We start from the raw sequence: 23,793 nt of genomic DNA on the forward strand, positions 1-23,793 counted from the left end.
TGGTAAATATATCCTATGTTGTTGAGGAGGACTCATTCTTATGGCATGGTTCAACAGACTCCCTATCTCGCGGAAAATCACCGCAGCCTGTTTTCTCATTGCCGCTTTGTTTGCGGTTCCAATGCTGCTTGCATTTATTCTAATGGGTAAAGCAATCATTGGTGTGGTCATCGTCGTGGCACTAACCGGTCTTACGGTTCCTCTTTCTCGCCTCATTGAGAAAGCGCTTACGAATTCCTTTGCGGAAATCTCCAGCGTTTCCGCCAAAATCGCTAAAGGCGACTTCACCTTCCAGGTAGAAGAGGTTGGGGGAATGAACGATCTCAGCCGAACGTTCAACAGCATGGTGGACAAGCTTCGTAAAATATTGCAGGAGACCTCGGATATCACCCACCAGGTCATGACGTCAAGCTCAAACATCTCGATTAAAAACCAGGAGCTCATTCAAGTGATGAATCAGGTCTCCTTATCCTCCAATGAGCTGGCCGTCGGCGCTAACGAAATTTCGGAAGACGTAGCCGAAATGACGCATTCCATCCGTGAGATCGAAGAGAAGGTCAGCAATTATACGCATTCAACCCAGGAAATGAATACCCGTTCGATCGAAACGCTGGGACTGGTTGAGCAAGGAAGGGACTCCGTTGCCAAGCAGTCTGCAGGAATGCAGCGTAATATTGACGCAACGGCCAAGGTCTCGGAATCCATTGATGCACTGGCCCAGAGTGCCAGGGGAATTACGCAGATCACGGAGACGATCTCGGAACTTGCCGATCAGACCAACTTGTTATCCTTGAACGCATCCATTGAAGCCGCAAGAGCAGGGGAGCATGGCGCGGGCTTTGCCGTCGTAGCCCAAGAGGTTCGTAAATTGGCCGAAGAATCCACGTCATCAACACGGGAAGTATTCAATCTCGTACGGAGCATCGAATCGGACGTGAAACATGCGACTCAGAACATTAAAATTAATGAAGAGGTCGTCAGGCAGCAAACCGAAATGATCCGTGAAGCTGAGCTGGTGTTCATGGAGATTGTAAACAGTGTGCAGTATATTTCGGAGCAGATCGCTGCTTTCTCCAAGGAGAGCGAATCCATGCTGGATAGTGCGAAGAGCATTTCTTCCGCGATTCAGAATATATCGGCGATCACACAGCAATCCGCCGCAGGAACGGAGCAGGTGTCGGCATCCATGAATGAAGGCATCTCATCGATCCAGAAGATGGCCGAGGAAGCAGAAGCGATGAATAATGCCGTCTTCCGGCTGCAAAAAACGATCAACATTTTCAAATTTTAAGTATGGTACAGACTACATAATGTATACTGCATTCGAAGCGACTACGGACCGAAAATGCAAGAAATGGCTGTGCGAGGATAACATCCTGAGCACAGCCATTTTTTCATTTGTACCATTATTAAATCTGACGAACCGTATGTCATGAGAGCAAATCTTCAAATGGGGCAGCTCCCTTTTTTATCATATAGAGTACACCAGCATTATTGCTCGCTCCATAACCGCGCTATATTCGCAAGCCGTCCTTCTTCAAACTCGACTCGGTATATATCCGGCAGCGTCATTCCTTGCCAGAACTGATAGTCGAATCGTTGATCATAGTGCTGCAGCATGAGTGTCATAATGTCGCCATGCGTGCCAATTACGACGCGCTTGCCTATATGCGTATTCAGGATTTCCTCCAGCACCTGGACTGCTCGGCTTTGCGCGGTTTTGCTGGATTCCCCTCCAGGGAAGGAAGTGGCTGGATCCTGAAACAGTATCTTTTTGGCATCGAGGAATGAATGCCCCTGAAAATCTCCGGCATTCCGTTCCCTCAAGTCCTCTTGCTCCGCAATCGGTAGTCCTAAAGCGTCCGCCAATGGTTGGACCGTATCCCCCAGGAGTAATTCCTTGACTCGAACCGCAGCGAGCGAACCCTCCGCAGACAATCCCCGCAACCTTTCCTTCCCTACGATAAAGGGAGATTCCGCATGTCTCACAAAATAGAAAGTTGTCATCCCTCAACCTCTGCTTCTTTACGAGTCTCACCCTTTAACACGGGCTCCATCATCATCTCTACAAATGGGGTTAACGGTAACAAGCCCAATGACTCCAAAGGAATCCATTTTGCTCCTAATGAGTCCTGGCCGTCACCGTCCGTCTTGATCACGGCCTGATGATCCAGCAGCTCGACATCATACATAATGCCGATGTGATGCAGCTCTTCCATCTGATTCGCTCCATACTGATATACGATCGTGTAGGATACAGCTATCCGAATGCTTCCCTTAATTGGAGAAAGCCCGGTTTCCTCTATAAATTCGCGCTGCAGCGTAAACTCCGGCTCTTCTCCGAACTCAATGGAGCCGCCCGGTAAATCCCACTTCCCCTTGTGCGGCCCTCTCGCTTTCTGGATCAACAGGATATGATCATGCTGAATCAATACTCCATAAACGCCGAGATGCGTATGTTTCACCACGGGTCAACACACTCCTTTTCTTGCAGTGAAGGTGATCCATTGACTTCGGAATCGTACGTCTCTCCCATCCTTCACTTCTTGAATATTCTGCTGCACCTGCCGCCTCGTTAGGATCTCCCATTCCGAATACAGCTCATCAAGGATGGAAAAGGCCCTGTCGGCGGATAGATTCAACTCGATTAAGCCTTCCTCCTCCAAGCCCGTTTCCTGATCGATTTCCTTAACCTCTGTGCTCATCAATATGCAATGTATACCCTGCTCCACGGTTCCTCCCTGCATCTGTTCGATCTTGGATACGAAGGCTTCCTCGGAGCTCATATGCTCCAGACATGAACATGCAACGATGTAATGATAGGTATCCTCGGCAATTTCATAGTGCTCCACGTCTGCCACAAGTGCCTCAAGGTTTGAGCTCACGCCATGCAATGCGGCATACTGCTGCAGCTTGTCGACTGCCGATGGCAGCAAATCCACGCAGGTGACCTTCCCGTTCGTCGATTGGATCCGCTGCGCAACCGGGATACTATTACGCCCAACGCCACAGGCCAGATCCAGTACCCGCATCTCTTGAAATGACAATAATTCCAAATGATCCAGGACCGTCTGAACGGGCTTGGCTAACCAGCTTCCAGGTTGAAATAATACAGCTTGTTCATATAGTTTCTCGTGATACGACATTTCCTTTTCACGTGCGCGGTTAAATATGTCCATACAACAGCCCCTCGTTCCGGCCGTTAATAGGCCACTCTATAAATTCCACATGGACAAGCTCATTTCCTTGCTCACCGCAGCTCCTGGTTGGATACCTTTGTCTAATCATCGCTTATCGTTAGCTGCGGCCAAAGATCCTTCCATTGTTTCTTCCATACCCGTTCCAAATAATAGCTTCGCTTATGGAAGTTAGGGCTTCTGCGAACCCGAAGCGCAAATAAATCCTCCAATCCGTAAGGACAGCAGAGCTCAAGCTCTCCCTCGGCGTTCAGCCTTGCCCCGACCGCGGTAGCCGTCTCCGGCCAATAGGTTAGCGCTGCATGGGTCGAGTTATAAGGCTCATCTCCATTCTTCACATGCATTCTGGCCTGATTCTTAACAGACCATTTCTGATTCCCGTCGAGATCCTTAAATGTTGCTCCAAGTCTGCATCCCGCTCTTCAGAAACATCCTCCGGATCGAAGTATACGACATCGATATCCGTATGCCGGTCCGTCCCTTCTAACCCATGAAGCAAGTTCCACACATAATTTCGAATGTAGCCTGCAGCAATATAGCATTGCGGCAGCCCCAAGTCGCGAACGCTGCCCAAATCGGTCATCAATTGCTTATGCTGGCTTATGTACTCCTTTAACCGTTCCTCTAACATACCATCCACCGCCAATGACATGATATTCTTCTTCGCCCTCTTACAATTCAACCTCCACCGGTTCATCTATTGGCTAGCCGCAACTTGAATAAGAGCATAACCCTAAAATCCTGTATCCGTGTAAAAAAGCATAGACCGCTTCACGAGGAAAACGGTCTATGCACGCTCATAGGTAAATCTATTATATTCCAAATAATCCCTGATCGGCAAGACAGGCAGGGATTATAGGGCGCAGCGGGCGATGCCCGAGCTGCGTATTGGGCCAAGCTGTGCATGCCGGGCTGGAGAGCAGGCTGCCCAGCCCAGCCACTGTAAGAGAGCTAGGCGTATTTATCATCGGGAAGCAGGCTAAACCGCCGCGTCCACTCGCTCCTGCGTAGCGCCGTCGCAGCGCTTGCACACCTTCAGGGCAGTCCCGTCCGATTTGGTTCGGGGATACAACAGTTTAGTCCGGGTACTCTTGCACACCGGGCAAGTACCGCGAGCGCGAGTTGGTAGGTTCCACAAGGATTTGCCTCTTTTTTGTTTTGCCATTAGCCAGATACCCCATTTCATAGATTCATTATCGTCACTCTTACATATATGAATGGGTTCGGCAGAACATGTCGGGCAGCTCCATTTAGATCTCACATAACATGACTCACAGCCATTACGGCCTCATCCGATCCGGAGTAGATGGGTCGAATAGATGGTGGATCGCCGTCATGACACGTCTCCGTCGCACGTTCGAAATGCGAGGGGGAAGATAACAAAAGCGAGAAGGCAACTAAAACGCCCTCTCGCTTTTTGCAACGGATTACTGATTCATAAAAGCCAAAATCTCTTCCTTGGACGGTATGGAGGATGCAGCGCCCGGACGGGTCACCGTCAGTGCAGCCGCTGCAGTTGCAAACTGAAGCGCCTCTTCCGTTTCCAGTCCCTCCGTGCAAGCCGCTGCATAAGCACCGATAAAGGTATCTCCTGCCGCCGTGGTATCCACAGGTTTGACGCGGAAAGCCGGAACAGTGAAACGCTCGCCCCGTGCATTCCCATAGAAGCAGCCTAACTCGCCAAGGGTGATGATCACGTTGGAGGTGCCTCTGTCGATGATCGATGCTGCAGCAGCATTAGCTGAAGCTGCGTCCTCTACCTTTAGGCCGCTTACCACTTCTGCTTCCGTTTCGTTCACAATCAATGTATCTATCAGCGGTAACACATCTTGAGGGACCTTTCGCGCAGGCGCCGGATTCAGCCAGACGCGAACGCCTGCATTGCTGGCCGATTGGATAACATATTGCGTCGTCTGCCACGGAATTTCATTCTGCAGCAGCACAGCATATACTCCATCCCACTTCACCTCGGCGGCAACATCCTCTTCGGTCAGCCGTCCATTGGCTCCTTCCGAGAGCACGATATAATTCTCGCCTTCATCGTTGACCGTGATGATCGCAATACCTGAGGTGCCTGGCTTGGAGAGGACCGATGTAACGCCAACCCCGCGCTCTTCCAAGGAAGTAACCAGCGTATTCCCAAATGGATCAAGACCAACCGCACCGACCATAGTACAATCCGCACCGGCCGAGGCTGCAGCCACAGCCTGATTCGCCCCTTTACCTCCAGGAAAAAAAGATGTGCCCCTGCTATGAATCGTTTCCCCCGGCCGGGGAAACTGCTCTACTTTACTCACAACATCCATATTAATGCTTCCAATGACAACCAGCTTACGCAAAGATAACCCGCTCCCTTCTCTTAAACCGGCTTCGGCTCCGTTTCACGGACGTGAACATCCTTGATCTCATTCTCGCCGTCCTCGAGGCAGCCAAAGCCGAACATGCCATGACCAAAGGCGGTTTCCTTGCATTCCAGCACATTCTCTCCATTAATATACAAGATGAACCGATCCTTCTCGGACACCAGCTTCAGGCGGTATTCTTGACCCAATGCCCAATCGTATCTTGCCGTAATCAGACGCGTGATCCCGAAGTCCTGTTTCATAAACGATACGGAGTTCGGGCCGTCGAAGCCGGCCAGATAATGACGCATGACGCCCTGTGCCCTCGTAATCAGACAATGGCTGTTGCCGGATATCGGTTTGATGGTAGCCTCCATCTCCATATCTCCGGCGTAGTAATTGCCGGAATAGGACGAGGTATCCCCTTGCGAAGTACAATGCAGCACGCCGTCACGCAGCTCCCATATTCCCCGATGATGCGAGAATGGAGTGATAGAAGCGAACTCTTTAGCCTGCTTGGCAAAATCGATTGTATAGTCCGCAGCTCCCATGATGCGGAATTGCCCGACGAACAAACTTCCGATGGCGCGGTTCAAGAGCGGCGACGGGCTCTCGAGTATCCAGCCGATCTCATCGATCATGGCGCCTTCGGTATCCGGAATGACGAATTCAACCGCATTCCACTCTCCGCCCGCAGGAGTATACGTTGCCAATCGAATGTCCTCCTGCGTATAGGTATTGCGCACATACGGAGTCAAGGTTACCGGTTCGCCTTCCCACTGATCCACATAAATTTGGGCGGATACGGTCTGTCCGCTGTAGGCCAGGGGGGCAAAGGTCGGCTTATATTTCTCATCATTAAACTCCGCCCGGCGATAGAACGGTTTATAGTAGATTTTGCTGCTATCGCCTTCGACCAGTCGGTCAAAGACGACTTCTAAGGAGCCTCTGCCGTCATAGGCATTCTTGGTTGAATGGCGCAAAACAGGCGTCTTAAACGAATGACTCGTCCGAAAGCCGTGCGTGGATCCCGGCAGGTCGAAATCGAAGTAGACCTCCCCTTGCTTCACCCGCCGCACCAACGCTTCAGGTGCCTTCTCTCCGTTGAGGCGATAACCCAGCAAGGCAAGCTCTTTTGCGAATGTTGGAAAATCCACCAGGTTCAAGTACCCCGACACGCTGGAGGCTACGATAAAGTCATTAATCGGCTTGCGATAGTGTTCTGGAATCCCCGCCAAACCGCCGTATACGCCGAGGATCGTCCCTACGTTTCCTGCATTGCAATCGGTATCCCAGCCGCACATTGATGCAATCTCTACCGTACGTGCAAAATCTCCCTCACCGTACAACAGAGCTACCACGCAGACCCCCGCATTCGGGATAATGTGGCATACGCCCGTATATTTATCGTATCCCCAGTGATCCTCCAAGTATTGACGACACGCCCGGAAATCCGATGGATGCTCCCGGTGGAAGTCCAACACCGCATGGACCACGCGTGCATAAGTGGAGTCATCCGGAATCATGCGAAGTCCTTCCGCGATAATCTCATCCATGGTTGAAGCATCAAAGGCTTTGGCTATGCAAGCAGCCATGAAGCGGGCACCATACAGCCCATTGCCGTCGTGGGAGACGCTGGCTGCTTTTTCGGCGTAATCCGCTGCTTTTTCCGCTTGCCCAGGGAACAGCAGGCCCCAGGAATCAATGAAGATCTGGCCGCCGATCTGCTCCGCCATCTCCGTGCCGTTGACCTCGATCGAACCCGAACGAGGGGCCGGGATGCCTTTGCGCAGATTCATATAAGCGCGGTGCTCGGTACTGATATCCTCGCCGCCCCACCAGAACATGCCGATCCCTTCCCTTGCGTAATTGAGCCATGCTTTGCCCACATCCTCCGGCTCTAACTCTCGGTCCGTCGCATCGTCATACAGCGCACGAATAAAGAAAACCGGACCGTTTGCGTCATCGTCCGCGGCAAAGGTTTTGTACGGCTTCACGTAATCCCGGATATCGCCGTATACGTCCCGAATGCGTTCATACGTCCAAGCAACCGGTTCAATGGGGGCACCGAGTCTTATGCCAATGTTCATACCGATGAATCCCGCATATACCGTCTCTACATAATGTTTAGGTATCATTTGCTCTCCCTCCTAGCTTTGAAACCATGTCCGTGCACATGAAAAGCTAACGATTCATCATTCGCTTTCGGTTCTCGTTGATCCGCAAATCCTCCTCAATGATCTTCGCGGCAATGCCGCTGAACCGGTCGGCGATGGCACACAGGTCCAAGCGGTTCACCTTATTCAATTGCTCGATATCTTCCTCGCGGATGACCTCGGCGCCATACATGGCGCCCAGGATTACCCCGGCCATGACGCCGATCGAGTCCGTATCACGTCCGGAGTTAACCCCGTCCAGAATCGAACGATAGTAATCGCCTTCATTGAGAACGATAAACGCCAGTGCCATGGGCAGCTCTTCAATCGACCATAAGCGGCTTGGGGTGTAATGGTTGCTTGGGATGCCAACCTTGTCGATATGACGGCTCACGTCATCGCCCATCGGCGAATATTTAAGCATGATCGCCTGAAACACCTCGATCACTTTGTCCATGTCTTCCCGCTCCTGCCGCAGATCATAGGCAGCTTGCGTCATCTCTTGAATGGCAGCTTTCGTGCCGTCTTTTGCCAAGCTGATGGCGGTGCGGACAATATCGTCCACACTCACCCCCGGCTCAAACGCCTTTGCCACGCAAGCGGCCAGTACGCCCGCAGCTTCCAGGCCGTAGCTGCTCTGATGACCCATCGCAAACAGGATGGCTTCATCATAAGCCGCCTTGGGATTGCAGGCATTGACGATCCCGATCGGGGCGATGTACATCGCCGCCCCGCAGTTCACCATATTCCCGATGCCGCCTTCTCTCGGGTCGCAATTGGCGAGCACATGACGCATAAAGATATATTTTTCCGGATAGAACAATCGATCGATGATCAACGTCTCCTCATTCAGCTCAGGGACAAACGTCTTGCGGAACGCAATCTCCTTCACGAATTCATTGCCCATATCATAGGCATCCAAATGCCTGCCCTCGGTAAGATACACATTCATGAGCGCAATGGTCATCAGCGTATCGTCCGTGACAATCCCATCGCCCCTTACCCGTCCAAGCCGGACGTCGGCCGGCAGATCCATCTTATGCCATCTTGTCATCAGGGATTCCACGCGTCCGTATTTGGACTTGATTTCCTCGTACGTTAATTTCTCGATTGGAGCTCCCATTGCGTCTCCGAGCGCGGTGGATATCACCACGCCCCTCACCCGGTCACGAAACGAAGTCATAGTCATAGGCTCCTTACTTGATGTTTTCGTTGGCGTATTTCGTAATTTCTGCACCGCCCGCAGCATTCCAGGCTTCAACGAATTGGTCGAATTGGGACAAGTCCTTCTTGCCCGTAATAAAGTCCGTCGAGTATTCCTTGTACAGGTTGTTCATTGCGTCCCAGTTGGCAATGAACTGCTCGGGAATGATAAAGTTGTTGTCTTCCGTGTAGAATTCGGTAGCCATTTTCAACGATTCGGAGCCCGGCTCACCCAGGAGAGGCGTTTTCAAAGGCATTTCGGATTTGATCTCGGTCGGCTCCCAGAAACGCGCATACCATTCGGTGTAGTACTTCTCGTTCAACTCAATCTCGCCGTCAACCACCTTGTAATGCTCATCTTCAAAACCGAGGCGGTCCAGCATTTGCCCCTTCGGGCTTGCAAGGTAATCGAAGACCTTGAACGCCACGTCTTTATGCGGCGACTGCGAAGAGATCGCAAGTCCTCTGGATTCCTTCGTCACATCGGTAGCCCCGAAGCCTTGAGCTTCGCCCTTGGCCGGCGGCAGCACTATCAGATTGGCGTCGTCTCCGCCCAGTTCCTGCATTCTTCCGTCATACAAATCGATGATTTTGCCGGCTGTGCCCGTAATAACGGCAGCTTCTCCTTTATAGAAGGCATCCTCCTTGGTATCCCACTGCTTTGTAATAAATTGCGGGTCAAGCAGCCCTTCCTTGTAGAGCTTATTGTAGAACGTCAGCTTTTCTTTTTCCTTCTGAGAAACCTTGGAGTACTCATAAGTTCCGTCTTCCTTCTTGAGCCAAGTCGTATCCAAGCCGAAAGCCGTATTAAAAATGAAGTTGATCTCGGCAATATCGCCTGCTGCCGTCAGCGCGTAACTCGGCTTGCCTTCACCCGGCTTCTTCTCCACCAGTTCCTTGAAGAAGGCGTAATAATTGTCGACGGTCGGGTTCTCCATCAAGGCCTTGGAGCTCTCCATGGCATTAAACCAATCGGCCCGAATGACCGGCGTCTTTGGTGCTAGCGGCTTGATCCACAGCAGATACGGATAACTCGCCATCCGGGTCTTGTTGTGCGGCTCGATGATATTTTTAATGTAGGTTGAATTTTCAATGTAAGGTGTCAGATCTTCCAGCAGACCTTGATCGGCAATTTGCTGGTCACCGCCCTGGAAATAGATGATATCTGGAATGGTTCCGCCTAACAGCAAGAGATTCAGGTTCTCGGCATAACTCCCTTGAGCCAGATCCACAAGCTCGAATTTCACGTTCAAGCCTTCGTCTTCGGCCAGGGATTTCTCCAAGGTCTCGAAGAATTTAACCGAAACAGGGTTCGCCGTTCCTTCATCCTTGTACACAATTTTCAGCGTAACGGGATCACCGCTTCCGTCAGGCTGCGCGGTCCCGGGTTCGGTCTGACCCGCCTCCGGTGTCTTCGAATTCGACGCACATGCTGACATAACCATAACCAGCATGGCAACGATGAATAACAGGCTTAATTTTTTCATGTTCATCTTTCTCCCCTTTTTTGAATTTGAACATTTATGCCTTATAAGTAAGCTGCCTTCGCCCTCCCGCTTAATCCTTCACTCCGCCCTCCAGTTCGCCTTTCGCGTAATATTTCAGAATGAACGGATATAGGAACAGCAGCGGTACAATCGCAATCATGATCGTACCTGCCTGCAGGGAAGCGAAATCAAAGTTGATCGAGCTGTCGAACATGTTTTGGTTGCCGATTAAGGACGTATTGTCCTTGCGGACAACAAACTGTCTGAGCACGACCTGCAGCGGCCATTTGGTCGGGTCCGAAATGTAGAGCGTGGCTCTGAAATATTCATTCCAGTGATACACTCCGTAGAACAAACCCAATGTCGCCAGCCCCGGTTTGGACAGCGGCAATATGATTCGGCTGTATAAGCGAAAATGACCTGCGCCGTCGATTCGGGATGCCTCCAGAATCTCCTCCGGAATGTCCTGAATAAACCGCATGAGAATAAAGAGATAGTACACGTTGATCGCTTTGTACAGGATCAGTGAAGTTAGCGTATTCATCAGTCCGAGATCCTTCACGAGCAGGTATTCGGGAATCATGCCCGGCTCGAACACCATAATGACGATCAGAAAGAATAACACGACCTTTTTACCGATAAATTCGGTTCTGGCCAGCACGTATGCTGCCATCGAGGTCAGCAGCAGATTTAGGAATGTGCCCGCCACGGTAATCCATACGGAATTCAGAATACTGCCCGTAATCAAGGGATTGGACAATAACAGTTGGTAATTGATCGTTGAGAATCCCTTCGGAAAAATGTCCAGTCCGCCCATCAAGTGAGCTTTGCCGGGATCGGTTAAGGACAGCGCCAGCAGATTCAGGAGAGGAACCAATACCATGAGCGTAAACACAAACAACATGAGATAAATGACGATTTTCGAAATTTCCAGCCGTCTCATCGTAAAACCCTCCTTTACCAGACGCCCTTGCCCGAGAAGCGCTTCGATATGAAGTGCGTGCCCAGGATGAGGATGATACCGATCACGCCCTTGAACAGACTCGCTGCGGTTGCATAAGCAAACTGTCCGTTCCCGATACCGATTCGGTACACGTACGTGTCCAGAATATCCACCACACTGATGATGGAATCGTTCATAAAGTTAAACACCTGATCGAAACCAGCATTCATGAAGAAGCCCAGATTTAGAATGAAGACGGTTACAACTGTGCTGTATAAATGAGGAAGCGTAATGTACCTCATCTGCTGCAGCCGGGTCGCCCCGTCGATCTTGGCTGCTTCATACAATCCTGGGCTGATCTTCATGATGGCTGCCAGATATATGATGGAATCCCAGCCGGCGCTTCGCCATATTTCGGAGAATACGAGCACCCAACGGATATGCTCCTTGCTGGTCATGTAATCCACGGATGGCAGTTGAAAGAAATTCGCAATCAGATTGACTCCGCCTTCGGCAGGATTCAAGAGACTGATCCAGATCCCGGCAATAACAACCCAGGACAGGAAATGCGGCAGATAGACTACGGATTGCACATATTTGCGGTATTTCGAGCTACGAACTTCATTAATAAGCAGTGACAGCATAATCGGAATCGGGAATACGAATACGATTTTCATCAAACTGATGATGATGGTATTCTGCAGCACGCTTGTGAAGGCGGGCGAGCTGAACAGCGTCTTGAAGTGCTTCCACCCGACCCATACATGATCCCCCAGAATCCGGTAATCCTGAAAGGCGAGTTTCATGCCGTACAGCGGAATGATATGAAAAATAAAAAAGTAGAGCAGAGGCAGCGACAGCATCGCGTATAGTACCCAATCCTGCCTTAAGCGTCTTAACACCTTCATGGCTTACCCCTCCTCCAGATATTCGATGGATAGCTTCATGAGGGGAGCATGCTGCTGGGCTCCGTACACGTCGCGGTCGCCGACACTGCCTGACGATATGTTCCGAGACATCGTGATTTTGAAGCCCAGCGCCTGGTCGAAGAATACCAGGTGATGAATCTGCTCCTCCCTGATCTGATACAGCTCGCATATCGTCCGTTTCGTAATGATACCGGACTGTTTCACTCTGTCATATTGCTCCTTGGAATCAAACAACACGTCTAACGTAATTTCGAAGGGGCCTGAGTTTTTACTTCGCAGCACCTTCGCCAAATCGCCGAGTTGAGTCACGGTTTGATCCTCCTTATCGATGCTCTATCCGAAAAGCATTATTTTTCATTTCCATCAGGTGGTAGACGGAGAATTCATAGACAGGACCGAACTCGATATCGCTTGGCGCGAATGGAAAAGCCAGATTGCCTGCCGTTGATTTACGGCCTTCGTAGCCATAATGCAGGAAGGTGGAACGCACCGTGGCGCAGATGCTGTTCGCCAATTCCTGCGTCTTGGCCACCACTTCGAACATGACGCCGACCTCGTGTCCAGCGAACGACTCGGGCTCCTTGCTTCCGAGAACGCCGTTCTTGCCATAGTTGTAGAATTGAATCCGATAATCCGATTCCGGAATTTCCCGGTAATATTCCCGTGCCTGGCTGCGAACATATTCCTCAACCTCTTCCAGCTTCCCGATCAGGATCGGATCCCGGATCCCCGCCACCACGAAGGTCCGATAAGCGACGCGTCTAGCGCCTTCCAGCTTGATGAAATATTTCTCCGCCGGAAGGAACCGGCTGCCGGTTACGCGAACGACACCTTCCTCCTCTTCCTCGAAGCGGCAGTTCTCCAAATCAAGCGTAAATCCGGGACCATGCAGAATATAAGGATGTTCCTTCTCATAAAAGGTATGTGCCGCAACGCTGGTCGGGCTGCACGTCCGGTTCGGGTTGAGTGACTGAACGGTAAACGAATCGTCGCTGATCGTGCCAAGAATGCTGTCTTTGGTTGTTCCCGGTTCCGCGCACAATGCGCCGCATTCCAATATTTTGCCCAGATGATAGGATAGCCCCGGGTCCTTGCCGTGATAGATCCCGATCGCCGCGAACGGGGAAGGATCATACGCCCGGCCGCAGACGATAATGTCCACGCCTTGTTGAAGCGCTTCCACAATAGGCTCGTGTCCCATCTGGGCAACGATGCTGTTGGTGGAGTCAATCAACTCACTGGTGAGTGGCGGAATATTTGGGCTTAGTGCCTTAATCCGCCCTTCTTCCTTCGCCTGATGGATTTCCTCCTGCGTAAAGTCGGCCCATATGACAGATACCTTGGCCTGAAGGCCCCGTTCATCCAAAATTTCATCAATGATCTCTAGCGTCCAATTCACATGGGTCCGTGCGCCCGAGCCGCCAGCCGAGCCAATGATGATCGGAATTTTTCGGGGCAAACCGTTCGTGAGCATAATGTCCAGGTCTTTCTTAACCGCCCGCTTGCTGACGATCGATACGCCGGCGCCCAGCTTATGGGGTCCCCCATCCGTTGAGCCTGCATCAACAACGATGCCGTGCGGATCGAACTCCAGGCCGTTCATAAAGGATTGTTCAGGAAAGCCATATCCCAGCATGCCGCAGGGTGATAGTATTCGAATGTCTGTATTCATCAGCAGTCCCTCTTTACCAAAATATTCACCCATGACCATTGGATAATTGGATTATCCAATTTGTGCTAAAAGGGGGACGTTTCTCCCCTCTTATACATGAATGTAGTTTTTCTGTATGTTTTCTTTAACCCGGCTGAGATGGTTCAGCAAAGCCAGCTTTGCTTTTACCGGATCGCGTTCCTTAATGGCTTGCAAAATAAGTAAATGCTCTTCGTAGACCTCGCTCTTGCGACCCGGAATCTGGGCGGTTTTGCTCAGCGTCCGCTGAAGCAAATCCATGTGCAATTCAATCATATTGACGAGAACCACGTTATGCGTGGCTTTGGCGATCGACAGGTGAAACGCCTGATCCGGCTTCGAACGATCCTCCGCATTTTGATCGATCTGTCCCCATGCTTCAAATGCAGCCACAATCTCGGCAATATCCTCATCGGTTGCCCGCTTCGCCGCCAGCTCCACGATTCCCGTCTCGAACAATTCCCGCGCCTCCAGCAATTCTATAATGGTAGCGCGTTCAATATTGTCCAGAATGCGGCTTCGATCCTCGGCTACATCCAGTGCTTTGCTCAGGAAACGTCCGCCGCCCGGTCTGGCTTCAATCAGCCCCTCGCGTTCCAGAATGCGAAAGGCTTCTCGCAATGTTCCGCGGCTAATGCCAAACGATTGGGCCAGCTCCCGTTCTGTCGGAAGAACGTCTCCCGGAGCCAGATTCCCTTCCAGAATCAGATTCTTGATCTGTTCGATAACATCCTCGTACACCCGATGATATTTAATCTTCTTAATGGTCATATGACTACCCTCTCTATCCCTACTTGCGCAAACGATAATTGGGTGATCCAATTAACCGCATGTTTAGCATAAACGCATCTGAAAAGGCTGTCAAGCATAAAAATAGCGCTTTCATTGCTGTTTTATAGGTATATAATGCCTTATTTACGTTGTGTACCGGATAATTGGGTGACCCAATTATCTTCATTTGTCCCTATTTGTCCCTATTTGTCCATACCGTCGAGTATGGATTACTTCAAATATGAGATAAGGTTTTGGATCCAACATCGATTATAAATCCCAAGACAAAATAACCCTGGCTTTGGACAGGAATCCATGACAGGGTTTATGCTCTCTAGAAAATCCAATGTTAGGATTGCGGTCTTCGTTTTGCCAACATCCATCTAATACTTCCATATAAGCTGCCTAATACAATAAAGCCTCCCATTACAGCCACGGTAAACCATTCGCTATTGCGCTCGATCATTCCAAAAGCTACCTGAGCCTGGACGGATTCCGCCTGTTCATATTGCAGAGCCAAATCTATATTCCGGACATGTCTCTGTGTTAGCACCATCCCTTGCAGCATCATAAATACAAAATAGCCTACATATATCGCTGCAGCAAACAGCACGGATTCCATCACTACACGTTTACGTGTCATTATGATTCTTCCTCTCTCCTTCTGACTTTCTAACCACAACCACTGTCCTTATATCCACTTCACAATCTCGCTGATCACACAAGCGGCCGGAATGATCACGAGCTGTGCCAGCATGGTTCCAAAAAACCTTGAAACCATCAGCATCGTATATACTTTGCCAAGCTGGTCCCTCGCTTCCTCGTTCCGAGTTGCCTTGTCGGTAATCAAGCCAAGCTGGGGATCGATAAATATCGTTAAAATAATCGTCGCGATTCCGTTGATTAACCCGGACGCTTGAGATGCTGTAGTGCTGTACTGAGGGATGAGATGAGCTGCGTACAGGGACGACAGAACACCGACTGTGTAAAAAGCCGTGACCACAATATTCAGCATAATAAACCGTTTAGGTACCCCTAAGTAACGAAACTGACTCCATTTCAAATTGGGCTTTCTTATGTAATGCCTTGTGTTCTTGAGCTGTCCAATGGTCACGCTTGATACCAGCTTCGGAATCGATCCGGCGACCTCCAGCTTGCTGATGACTCTGCTGAACAGATTGACGAAGGTAGGAAACAACGCGATTGCAACAATCGTTCCGATCGAGGCGGCCAACAAAATCGCCCTGAAATAGGAGAGCACGTCAAACGAAGGATCCACTTTCGCATAATCAACAAATTTGGCCGTCAGCGGGGCTTGAACTAAGTTGGACGTTCGGGAAACCAGCACAATGATCCCCGTCAACGATAATGCAACAGCAATCTTGTTTAGCTTCACCCCCGCATATCTTGCGGAGTATGACAAGGTTTCCGCCGTATGAATAATCATGGTCAGTACAAACACAACGATCAAGCTCTGTATCATAGAGGTTTCCTCCCCACCTGATGTTGGTCAAAACGTCGAACCCTATACTGTCGCCCTTGACCAATGGGGTCTGCAAGCTCCAGCCCACTCTTTATATCTATCCGATTTGCTATCGGATTAGTACGTGCCCTCCCTGCTCTTCCAGCATCACTTTCCATTAGCCATGCCGAATGATAGATCCATAATTAACGCTGACTCGGCTGTGCGTCTCGGACGACAGACGAATCGCATCCAGAACAGCTTGTACCCTGTGGCCATCCACGAAATACGGCATATTCAACGTTGATGGGTTTGCATTTATACTGTGGTATATCCCATCTATCATCTGATAAAAACCGTTATAGTAGTGCGCCGCTGGTGCCTCCAGATCCGTAGGCGGTTGGAACGTCTCAATATCGACAGACTCAAACGCCCCGCCAAAACTGCATTCGAGAGAACGGTCATCTCGCATGATCAGCGTTCCCTTGGTCCCGTAAATCTCCAACGTCCAACCCATGCCACGAATTCCCGGAAAAAATACATCCGCAAGGAGAGAGGCTCCGCCCTTAAAACGCCCCGAAAAAGTAAAGGCATCTTCCGCGTCCCTAAGCTCAAGCCCTTCATCTCCGTTATAGGCCGAGATCTGAATTCTCAGGTCGCCGTACACTTCCGTAATCTCTTCGTCCATCCACCATAAGAGTGAATCTACCATATGCGAACCGATCGCAAACAGGAATCCACCTCCATCCTCACGGCGTGCTTCCCATCCCCGGTAAGAATTAGCCATTAGGGAATACCCGGGGAAGCTTCCTGTATATTTGATATGCTGAATGTCTCCCAGCTCTTTACCCTGCAGCATGTGCTTTATTCGCTGCCGAATCGGCGTCCATCTCCATTGAAAATTAACGAAACCTTGTCGATCCACCCGTTCCGACTCACTCAGCATTTGTAACGTTTGCTCCGTATTCATGCCCAGAGGCTTCTCCGTCAGGACATGGTGGCCGGATTGCAAGGCGAGCATCGTCATTTCATAATGATGGACCGGTGCCGATACGATCGATATCAGATCCAACTGCTCATTCTCCAGCATCTCACGCCAATTCCTGTAATACGGAATTCCATTCCACGTGCGGCCCTCCGAGCGTTGTCGATGGACACTGGCAATGGATTTCACCTCCATCCCCGGGTGCATCCGAAAAATGGGAGCATGAACGCAACCGCCAAATCCGGTCCCTATGATTCCTACTGACAATGTCTTCATCCTATGGAACCTCCTAACATCAAGCTGCCCGCTTGATGTTATTTTAACATTATTTCCCTCCCTCGTATCCTGCGATTTTGACCAAGCGAACCTTTCCAAGATCAATGTACTCCCGCATCCCCGAGGTTTAAGTTTAAACGGTTGTTGCTTAGATAATAATGGGAAAGATAGAGGCTTATGCTTATACGACGCTAATGCTGGCTTAACAGGGGGATTAACATGTGGAACATGGTGCTTTCCTACCTTCCGGATTGGAAGGTTTTTATGCAGGGTTTCATCGCATTTATGATTCCGTATATGATCTCAAGGCTTTTTAAATGGATTCATAACTCAAAGGAAGACTGAGGAAATGGCAGGTATTCACAATGAAACAACATGAGAGCGAAAAAAACAAAACATTGAATTCTGCTCAACCCTCATTAGAGCATTTTACGGGGAAATTCGCCTTGGATCTTGAACTGGTGAGAAAAGAAATCGGTCATAACTCGGATGTGCACTTTAGGGAGTTTCACATGGGAGGCACAGGCATTTGTGCAGCCATCATTTTCGTAGAAGGACTGTCGGATAAAGAACTCATCGACAAACATATTATGAAATCTCTTATGGTGAGCTTCTCCGAAAAAAATAACCCAGATCCATCTTCTGTGCTAGGGGCCATTTCTAAAGAGTTTATTAAAAATCAAGTTCTTACCATTAGTGAAGTAACAGAAGCACCTCATGTAAACGACTTGGTGTCCAAGGTATTGACAGGTTCGACCGCATTGTTAGTGGATGGTGTGCAGAATGTGCTCATTCTCGGTACAACCAAAGGGAAATCGCGCAGTATTGAAGAGCCGACTTCGGAACCATTGGTTCGAGGTCCACGGGTAGGTTTCACGGAATCGTTAAGTGATAATACCGCCCTTTTACGACAGCATGGTGACAACTACAACTTATCCATCATCAAGTTTCAAGTCGGACAACGTTCGAAAAAAGAACTTGTCATCGCCTATATCAAAGACATGGCAGACCTTGCTTTGGTGGAAGAGGTCCAGGCAAGAATCAAAAAAATAAATATGGATGATGTACCGGAATCAGGCTATGTAGAGCAGCTGATCGAGGATAATTACCTCAGTCCTTTTACACAAGTACAGAATACGGAGCGTCCCGACCGCGTTTACAGTGCCTTGATGGAAGGACGAGTTGCGATTTTGTTGGATGGGACACCTTTCGCTCTGATCGTTCCGGTTTCATTTAGTATGATGCTGCACTCACCAGAGGACTATTACGATCGTTGGTTACCTACTTTTCTCATCCGTCTTTTGCGCTATTTCGCGGCCCTTATCTCGCTTTTTGGACCCTCCTTGTATATTTCGTTTGTCTCGTTTCACCAGGGATTGATCCCAACCAAACTGGCCTTGTCTATCATGGGCACGAGGGAAGGCGTACCGTTTCCCGCACTAATCGAAGCACTGATTATGGAAGTCGCGATCGAGATTTTGCGGGAGGGTGGGCTGCGATTGCCTAAACCCATTGGTCCGGCCATGGGTATCGTCGGTGGATTGGTCATAGGAGAAGCTGCCGTACAAGCGGGGATTGTCAGTCCAATTATGGTGATCGTGGTGGCGTTAACCGCCATTTCCTCCTTTGCCATCCCTCAATACAGCGCTGGAATTACGTTTCGCATGCTTCGTTTTATAGCCATGTTTTTCGCTGCTGTGTTTGGATTATACGGGGTCGTTCTGTTTTTCCTTTTCCTTTGCAGCCATCTAGTAAGGTTGGAGAGTTTTGGTGTTCCCTTTGTCACTCCGATCGTTCCTTATCGAGTAAGTGATTGGAAAGACTATATGATTCGTATGCCACTTGTGAAGATGAAACGCCGTCGGAAGGCGATACATAGGAAAGACTCCATCCGCAAAGGATAGCTCTCTATGAAAGGAAATAAACAACATGTTGGGTAGTCCAAAAGAACAAATTACGAATTCACAAGCAGTTGTTATCCTCGTCAACTATATTCTTGCTGCCGGGATCCTCACCCTCCCCCGAACATCTGTGGAGAAAGTGAAAACACCGGATGTGTGGATCACCGTTATTTTGGGCGGGATGATCGCCATGATCGTGGGGTTGATCATCGTGAAATTAAACCAGCGATTCCCCGAAAAAACCTTCTATCAATACAGCCAAGAAATTGTAGGAAAATGGGTGGGCGGGTTCCTCAGTTTACTTATTATCGGCTACTTTTTTACCATTTCTGCATACGAGGTCAGAACCATGGCAGAAGTAACCGGCCTTTTTTTGCTGGAAGGCACCCCCACCTGGGCCATTATCCTGCCTTTTATGTGGATAGGTCTCTATCTGATCTTAGGCGGAATAAACACGATCGCCCGTTTGTTTGAAATCATATTTCCTATTACAATCGTCATTTTTTTACTGGTTGCCTTTTTGAGCTTAGGCATATTTGAGATGGACAATCTCCGTCCCGTATTAGGATTGGGAATTGGCCCCATGCTAAAAGGAATAAAGACAACCGCTCTTGCATTTTTAGGTTCTGAAATTATGCTGCTCCTTGTAGCGTTTATGAAACAGCCGGACAAAGCCGTCAAAGTTGTTTTAGTTGGAGTATTCATCCCCTTGCTCTTTTACGTCATCACCGTTGTTATGGTCATAGGAGCCCTGTCTATCGACGGAGTGGTCACGAGTACATGGCCTACACTTGAGCTTATGCGAAGTTTTGAAATCCCCGGTTTGATCTTTGAACGTTTTGAATCTTTGCTGCTTGTGATATGGATTATGCAAATATTTACGACCTTTACCATTACCTACTATGCGGCAGCTTTAGGGCTGGCGCAGCTCTTCAAAAAGAAGATTCATCCCTTTACATATGGCTTGATTCCGATTATTTACGTCATTGCGATGGTTCCAAAAAATATCAATGACCTCTTTAAACTGGGGGATATCATCGGCAATGTCGCGTTATTATTATTTGCTGTACTGCCATTCATCTTACTTCTAGTATCGAGTTTGAGAGGTGGAAAAGCTTGAAGCACATCACGATACGGTTCCTCTTGAGTGCGCTGTTGATTCTTATACTCCTACCTCTTACAGGTTGCTGGAGCAAAAAAGAAATTGAAGATCTGGGCCTCATTGTAGGCACTTCTTTGGATTTGGAAAAACAAGGGGGGCCTCAAGAAGAGTCAGCGGGACAAGCAGGCGGGCGTCTTAACCGGGATCGAATTACGATAACCAATCAATTTGTCACCTCAGAAACAACAGGAAAAGGAGCAAAAACAGGTTCATCACCGCAAAAAGCTTACAATAACGTTTCTGAAACAGGAGATGCGATCCTGCCAACTTTACGCAATATGGTATTAAGAATCGACAAACGTGCCTTTGCCGAACATTCAAAAGTGATAATCATTGGAGAGGACCTTGCGCGTACCTTGGATATGCAAAAGATTTTGGATTTTTTTATTAGAGAACAAGAGATGAGACCAAGCGGCCTCCTTCTAATTGCTCAAAACCGTGCGAGTAAAACACTAGAATCGAAAAAACCGATGGATATCCCAGCATTCCGACTCGTTGAAATGACCCACGGTCACGGAAGAACCACCAAAATTTTACCTCCCACTACACTTACCAAAATAGAGGGGAAGCTGCATTCCGGAGCCAGCTTTCTTTTGCAAAATGTCGTCTCGTCATCCAATGGAGAAACGAAATTTTCAGGAGCTGCCGTCATTGAAGGGAAAACGAAAAAACTACGTGGTTTTTTGAATGAAAAGGAAATAGAGGGCTTAACGTGGATAACCGGAAAGGGGAAAGGCGGTTTGGTTAAAAGCGTTGATAAAAAGACAGGTCAGCCTGTAATATACGAAATATTGTCTATGAAAAGTAAAATTAAACCTCATGTTGATGGAAACAATATCTCGTTTAATATAGAAATCGAGTCTGAAGGAAGAATTGCCGAGCATTGGGTCGTTTCGGAGAAAACCATCGAAACTGAATTTTTGAAAAGAGTGGAAAAAGCGATTGAAGACGAGGTTGAACGTTTGGTAAAGAATGTACTCGATAAAATTCAACATGAATACAAGACAGACGTTTCCGGTTTCGGAAACAAATTAAGAATTAAGTATCCTCATATATGGAAGACAGCCAAAAAAGATTGGGATCAAACATTTAGTGAGGTTCCGATCCAGTATGAGGTAAAAATAACGATCAAAGATTATGGGACATCCGATGAATGAGTTCGCTGTATATCCTTCTTCATCCCAATGGTAAATCGCTGAAAGCCCAGCTTCTCATAATACGGTTCCAGCCCTTCCTCACACATCAGTTGCGGGAAGACCCGGGACTTCTCGCAATGTTCAACCAATCGATGGAGGATCTGTCGGCCGATCCCTCTGGACCGATAATCCGGATGTACGCCTAATCCGCATATAACGCCGGTAATAACCCCATCGGAGATCAAACGTCCCATGCCTACCAATCTCCGTCCTTCATATGCATAGATGGCATACCAGCTCTGCAAGCACATGGTTTTCAATTCCGTAACGGAGAGATGAATGGAGTTCCAACCTAGCGAAGCATACAAAGCCTCTAGTTGACGAAAGTCCTCAGGCGGCTCTGAGGTATATGTCACAGTCTGTACCATACAATCACCATCCTTTAGGATCTGGTTACCGGATACGCCATAACACTCATCAAGGCATTCTCAGCCTGAGTGGAATCGAGACGGCTGTATTGAACAAATACGGGTGCACTGCTCGTAACTTCCATGGCATAGGGAATACCTGGAGGAATACCTTGCCCGCCGTCCGTTTGAAGCGAGCTGGTTCGTATGTGCTTGGTTCTTCTTGCTGGTACGATGGTTTCCATTCCCAGCAATGGATCACGATCCTCGAAGTAAGCATGAATCGTAACCACAACGTCCTGCTCGGTTAAGTTCAACACACAGACGGATTCATGACTGGTTAGTTCTCCGCTGCTTTCAGGAGGGATATACCCGTCGGGAATAATCCATTGTTTTTCACCTTTTGACATGCGTTTCACTCCTCGCAACTCATCGATTTAGGCTGCATAAATAAAAATACATTCGCTATGGACACCGAAAATTCCTTTAATCCTCGTTCCGACCCATCAGGCTAGCGTAAAAACAGAGACAACGGCTGGAGTCCAAGCGCCTTCAAACGGCGAGCCACCATGTCGGCCAACCGGGCCGCACCGCGCTCTTGAAAATGAGTGTTGTCCGTTACACCCTGCGGAAACAGAAGAAACTCCCCTGGCCTCCCCCACATAAACACGGATTTGGTCCCTTCGGGACCCAGCTGGTTAAAATACTCCAAACTCAGCGCAGCCAAATCGATTAAGGGTATACGCTCCTCATCCGCCAGTTCCCGCACCGCCATGATATAATCGCCATGCGTATCCTCCAATAACCCCTTGCTATCAAAATAACGGCGGTGAACGGGCGTTACCAGAATCGGAGTCGCCTGTTTCTCCCGGCAAACATCCACGTATTTCTTCAAAGAATCCTTGTATGTCGAAAAAGGCTCGGTATACCTCTCCTCATCCCGCTTTTGATCGTTATGGCCAAACTGAATCAGCATATAATCATGAGGCTTCATCTTCTCAGATATTTGCTCCAGAATTCCCTCCGTAATAAAACTCTTGGAGCTTCGGCCGGAACGGGCATAATTGCTTACAGCCGCATCCGCTTTAATATAAGCGGGCAGCATTTGCCCCCACCCGGCATAGGGATAACCGTCAGCCGGTTGGTTCGTTACCGTTGAATCCCCCGCCAGAAACACATGGCAAGCATGCGGCGCAGGTGCCACTTCCAAAGCATTAATCCGGGGAGCACGGCCCGAGAAGGTCAATACGATTTTGCCTTGAACAGCCGGCACCGTCACACTAAATCGTTCAAAGTGACCTGCCGGTATGCGTTTCCCATCCAGCAGCATCTGCCCTTCCGTTCCCCGAATGGAGGTTTCGGTATCAAACCAGGCATCGCCGATCAGTAGATGCAGGGTGTACAAGCCATCGATCACATCGACCTGAAACGCAGCATGCAGTGGTATTACAAAATCTCGCATTAACGCCTTCTCCCCTGCCCGATTCACAGCGGATAGGTGAGATAAAGAATGGAATCCAAAGCCAAGTTCCGGACTATATAAGGTTTCAGCGGTTATTTTGGTATGTTCGTGGCCCGGCGCTTCCGTACCGAAATCGAATTTATACCTGCATTGCAACGAACTTCACCTCCCTTTGTCGCTTTCATCTAAAAACATTATCGTATGGGAGCCCCCAAACATAAATTCAAATAACCGACCTCCTTGTTCAAATAACCGACTACCTGACGAATCTTTGATATTGATAT

General features: G+C 49.1%; 23 protein-coding genes and 1 pseudogene. 4 read left to right on the plus strand and 20 right to left on the minus strand.

From position 1 onward, the window contains the following. Positions 1-40: 40 nt before the first annotated feature. Positions 41-1,291 (plus strand): methyl-accepting chemotaxis protein, encoded by a 1,251-nt coding sequence (locus PAEVO_RS14845; protein ID WP_100538231.1) that lies wholly within the window; start codon positions 41-43, stop codon positions 1,289-1,291. 200 nt (positions 1,292-1,491) lie between these two features. Here the strand turns inward: PAEVO_RS14845 and PAEVO_RS14850 are convergent, their stop codons facing one another. The 17 genes and pseudogenes from PAEVO_RS14850 to PAEVO_RS14930 form a co-directional block, all read right to left on the minus strand. Further along, on the minus strand, positions 1,492-2,007 hold the full coding sequence (locus PAEVO_RS14850) for a histidine phosphatase family protein (protein WP_100538232.1): 516 nt from the start codon (positions 2,005-2,007) through the stop codon (positions 1,492-1,494). Continuing rightward, the gene (locus PAEVO_RS14855; RefSeq protein ID WP_100538233.1) at positions 2,004-2,468 is read right to left on the minus strand and encodes an NUDIX hydrolase; all 465 of its coding nucleotides are present in this window, start codon (positions 2,466-2,468) and stop codon (positions 2,004-2,006) included. Before PAEVO_RS14855 ends, PAEVO_RS14850 begins: the two co-directional genes overlap by 4 nt. A 3-nt stretch (positions 2,469-2,471) precedes the next feature. Next, positions 2,472-3,179 carry a class I SAM-dependent methyltransferase gene (locus PAEVO_RS14860; protein WP_100538234.1) on the minus strand — a complete coding sequence of 236 codons (708 nt, stop codon included), beginning with the start codon at positions 3,177-3,179 and terminating at the stop codon, positions 2,472-2,474. 101 nt (positions 3,180-3,280) lie between these two features. Beyond that, positions 3,281-3,828: pseudogene (locus PAEVO_RS14865) on the minus strand (nucleotidyltransferase family protein). Positions 3,829-4,176: 348 nt separating this feature from the next. Next, positions 4,177-4,362 (minus strand): hypothetical protein, encoded by a 186-nt coding sequence (locus PAEVO_RS14870; protein ID WP_100539464.1) that lies wholly within the window; start codon positions 4,360-4,362, stop codon positions 4,177-4,179. Between the two features lie 262 nt (positions 4,363-4,624). Next, positions 4,625-5,536: a ribokinase gene (gene rbsK, locus PAEVO_RS14875; protein WP_100538235.1), complete on the minus strand. Its 912-nt coding sequence runs from the start codon at positions 5,534-5,536 to the stop codon at positions 4,625-4,627. 20 nt (positions 5,537-5,556) lie between these two features. Next, on the minus strand, positions 5,557-7,677 hold the full coding sequence (locus PAEVO_RS14880; RefSeq protein ID WP_100538236.1) for an ADP-ribosylglycohydrolase family protein: 2,121 nt from the start codon (positions 7,675-7,677) through the stop codon (positions 5,557-5,559). Positions 7,678-7,723: 46 nt separating this feature from the next. Continuing rightward, positions 7,724-8,878 carry an ADP-ribosylglycohydrolase family protein gene (locus PAEVO_RS14885; protein WP_100538237.1) on the minus strand — a complete coding sequence of 385 codons (1,155 nt, stop codon included), beginning with the start codon at positions 8,876-8,878 and terminating at the stop codon, positions 7,724-7,726. A 13-nt stretch (positions 8,879-8,891) separates the two neighbouring features. After that, positions 8,892-10,385, minus strand: a complete 1,494-nt coding sequence (locus tag PAEVO_RS14890; RefSeq protein WP_100538238.1) for an extracellular solute-binding protein — start codon at positions 10,383-10,385, stop codon at positions 8,892-8,894. 70 nt (positions 10,386-10,455) lie between these two features. Continuing rightward, a complete protein-coding gene (locus tag PAEVO_RS14895; protein WP_100538239.1) occupies positions 10,456-11,328 on the minus strand; it encodes a carbohydrate ABC transporter permease in 873 nt (290 codons plus the stop codon). 14 nt (positions 11,329-11,342) lie between these two features. Next, the gene (locus tag PAEVO_RS14900; RefSeq protein ID WP_100538240.1) at positions 11,343-12,236 is read right to left on the minus strand and encodes an ABC transporter permease; all 894 of its coding nucleotides are present in this window, start codon (positions 12,234-12,236) and stop codon (positions 11,343-11,345) included. A gap of 3 nt (positions 12,237-12,239) precedes the next feature. Beyond that, positions 12,240-12,566, minus strand: coding sequence for a DUF4387 domain-containing protein (locus PAEVO_RS14905; protein ID WP_100538241.1), 327 nt, complete (start codon positions 12,564-12,566; stop codon positions 12,240-12,242). A gap of 13 nt (positions 12,567-12,579) precedes the next feature. Then, positions 12,580-13,929, minus strand: a complete 1,350-nt coding sequence (locus PAEVO_RS14910) for an acyclic terpene utilization AtuA family protein (protein WP_243390775.1) — start codon at positions 13,927-13,929, stop codon at positions 12,580-12,582. A 90-nt stretch (positions 13,930-14,019) separates the two neighbouring features. Next, positions 14,020-14,718 carry a FadR/GntR family transcriptional regulator gene (locus PAEVO_RS14915; protein ID WP_100538243.1) on the minus strand — a complete coding sequence of 233 codons (699 nt, stop codon included), beginning with the start codon at positions 14,716-14,718 and terminating at the stop codon, positions 14,020-14,022. A gap of 349 nt (positions 14,719-15,067) precedes the next feature. Further along, positions 15,068-15,361 carry a hypothetical protein gene (locus PAEVO_RS14920; protein WP_243390776.1) on the minus strand — a complete coding sequence of 98 codons (294 nt, stop codon included), beginning with the start codon at positions 15,359-15,361 and terminating at the stop codon, positions 15,068-15,070. A 48-nt stretch (positions 15,362-15,409) separates the two neighbouring features. Further along, on the minus strand, positions 15,410-16,201 hold the full coding sequence (locus PAEVO_RS14925) for a lipid II flippase Amj family protein (RefSeq protein WP_100538244.1): 792 nt from the start codon (positions 16,199-16,201) through the stop codon (positions 15,410-15,412). Positions 16,202-16,358: 157 nt separating this feature from the next. Further along, a complete protein-coding gene (locus PAEVO_RS14930) occupies positions 16,359-17,441 on the minus strand; it encodes a Gfo/Idh/MocA family protein (RefSeq protein WP_100538245.1) in 1,083 nt (360 codons plus the stop codon). Positions 17,442-17,806: 365 nt separating this feature from the next. Here PAEVO_RS14930 and PAEVO_RS14935 point away from each other — a divergent pair, with 365 nt between their 5' ends. From PAEVO_RS14935 to PAEVO_RS14945, 3 genes are read left to right on the plus strand one after another with little or no spacing between them, the layout of a single operon-like run. Beyond that, a complete protein-coding gene (locus PAEVO_RS14935; RefSeq protein WP_100538246.1) occupies positions 17,807-19,345 on the plus strand; it encodes a spore germination protein in 1,539 nt (512 codons plus the stop codon). A gap of 25 nt (positions 19,346-19,370) precedes the next feature. Next, the gene (locus tag PAEVO_RS14940) at positions 19,371-20,462 is read left to right on the plus strand and encodes a spore germination protein (protein ID WP_100538247.1); all 1,092 of its coding nucleotides are present in this window, start codon (positions 19,371-19,373) and stop codon (positions 20,460-20,462) included. Beyond that, positions 20,459-21,661 (plus strand): Ger(x)C family spore germination protein, encoded by a 1,203-nt coding sequence (locus tag PAEVO_RS14945; RefSeq protein ID WP_207797480.1) that lies wholly within the window; start codon positions 20,459-20,461, stop codon positions 21,659-21,661. The genes PAEVO_RS14940 and PAEVO_RS14945 overlap by 4 nt, the downstream gene beginning before the upstream one ends. Here the strand turns inward: PAEVO_RS14945 and PAEVO_RS14950 are convergent. From PAEVO_RS14950 to PAEVO_RS14960, 3 genes are all read right to left on the minus strand, one after another. After that, positions 21,640-22,068 carry a GNAT family N-acetyltransferase gene (locus PAEVO_RS14950; protein ID WP_100538248.1) on the minus strand — a complete coding sequence of 143 codons (429 nt, stop codon included), beginning with the start codon at positions 22,066-22,068 and terminating at the stop codon, positions 21,640-21,642. The two genes, PAEVO_RS14945 and PAEVO_RS14950, sit on opposite strands and share 22 nt — an antisense overlap. Before the next feature lie 14 nt (positions 22,069-22,082). Next, positions 22,083-22,457: a sensory rhodopsin transducer gene (locus PAEVO_RS14955; RefSeq protein WP_207797481.1), complete on the minus strand. Its 375-nt coding sequence runs from the start codon at positions 22,455-22,457 to the stop codon at positions 22,083-22,085. A 101-nt stretch (positions 22,458-22,558) separates the two neighbouring features. After that, on the minus strand, positions 22,559-23,665 hold the full coding sequence (locus tag PAEVO_RS14960) for a rhamnogalacturonan acetylesterase (RefSeq protein WP_100538250.1): 1,107 nt from the start codon (positions 23,663-23,665) through the stop codon (positions 22,559-22,561). Between the last annotated feature and the right edge of the window lie 128 nt (positions 23,666-23,793).

It is taken from the genome of Paenibacillus sp. GM2FR (assembly GCF_002803325.1).
In the GTDB taxonomy this organism is placed as follows: domain Bacteria; phylum Bacillota; class Bacilli; order Paenibacillales; family Paenibacillaceae; genus Paenibacillus_AQ; species Paenibacillus_AQ lautus.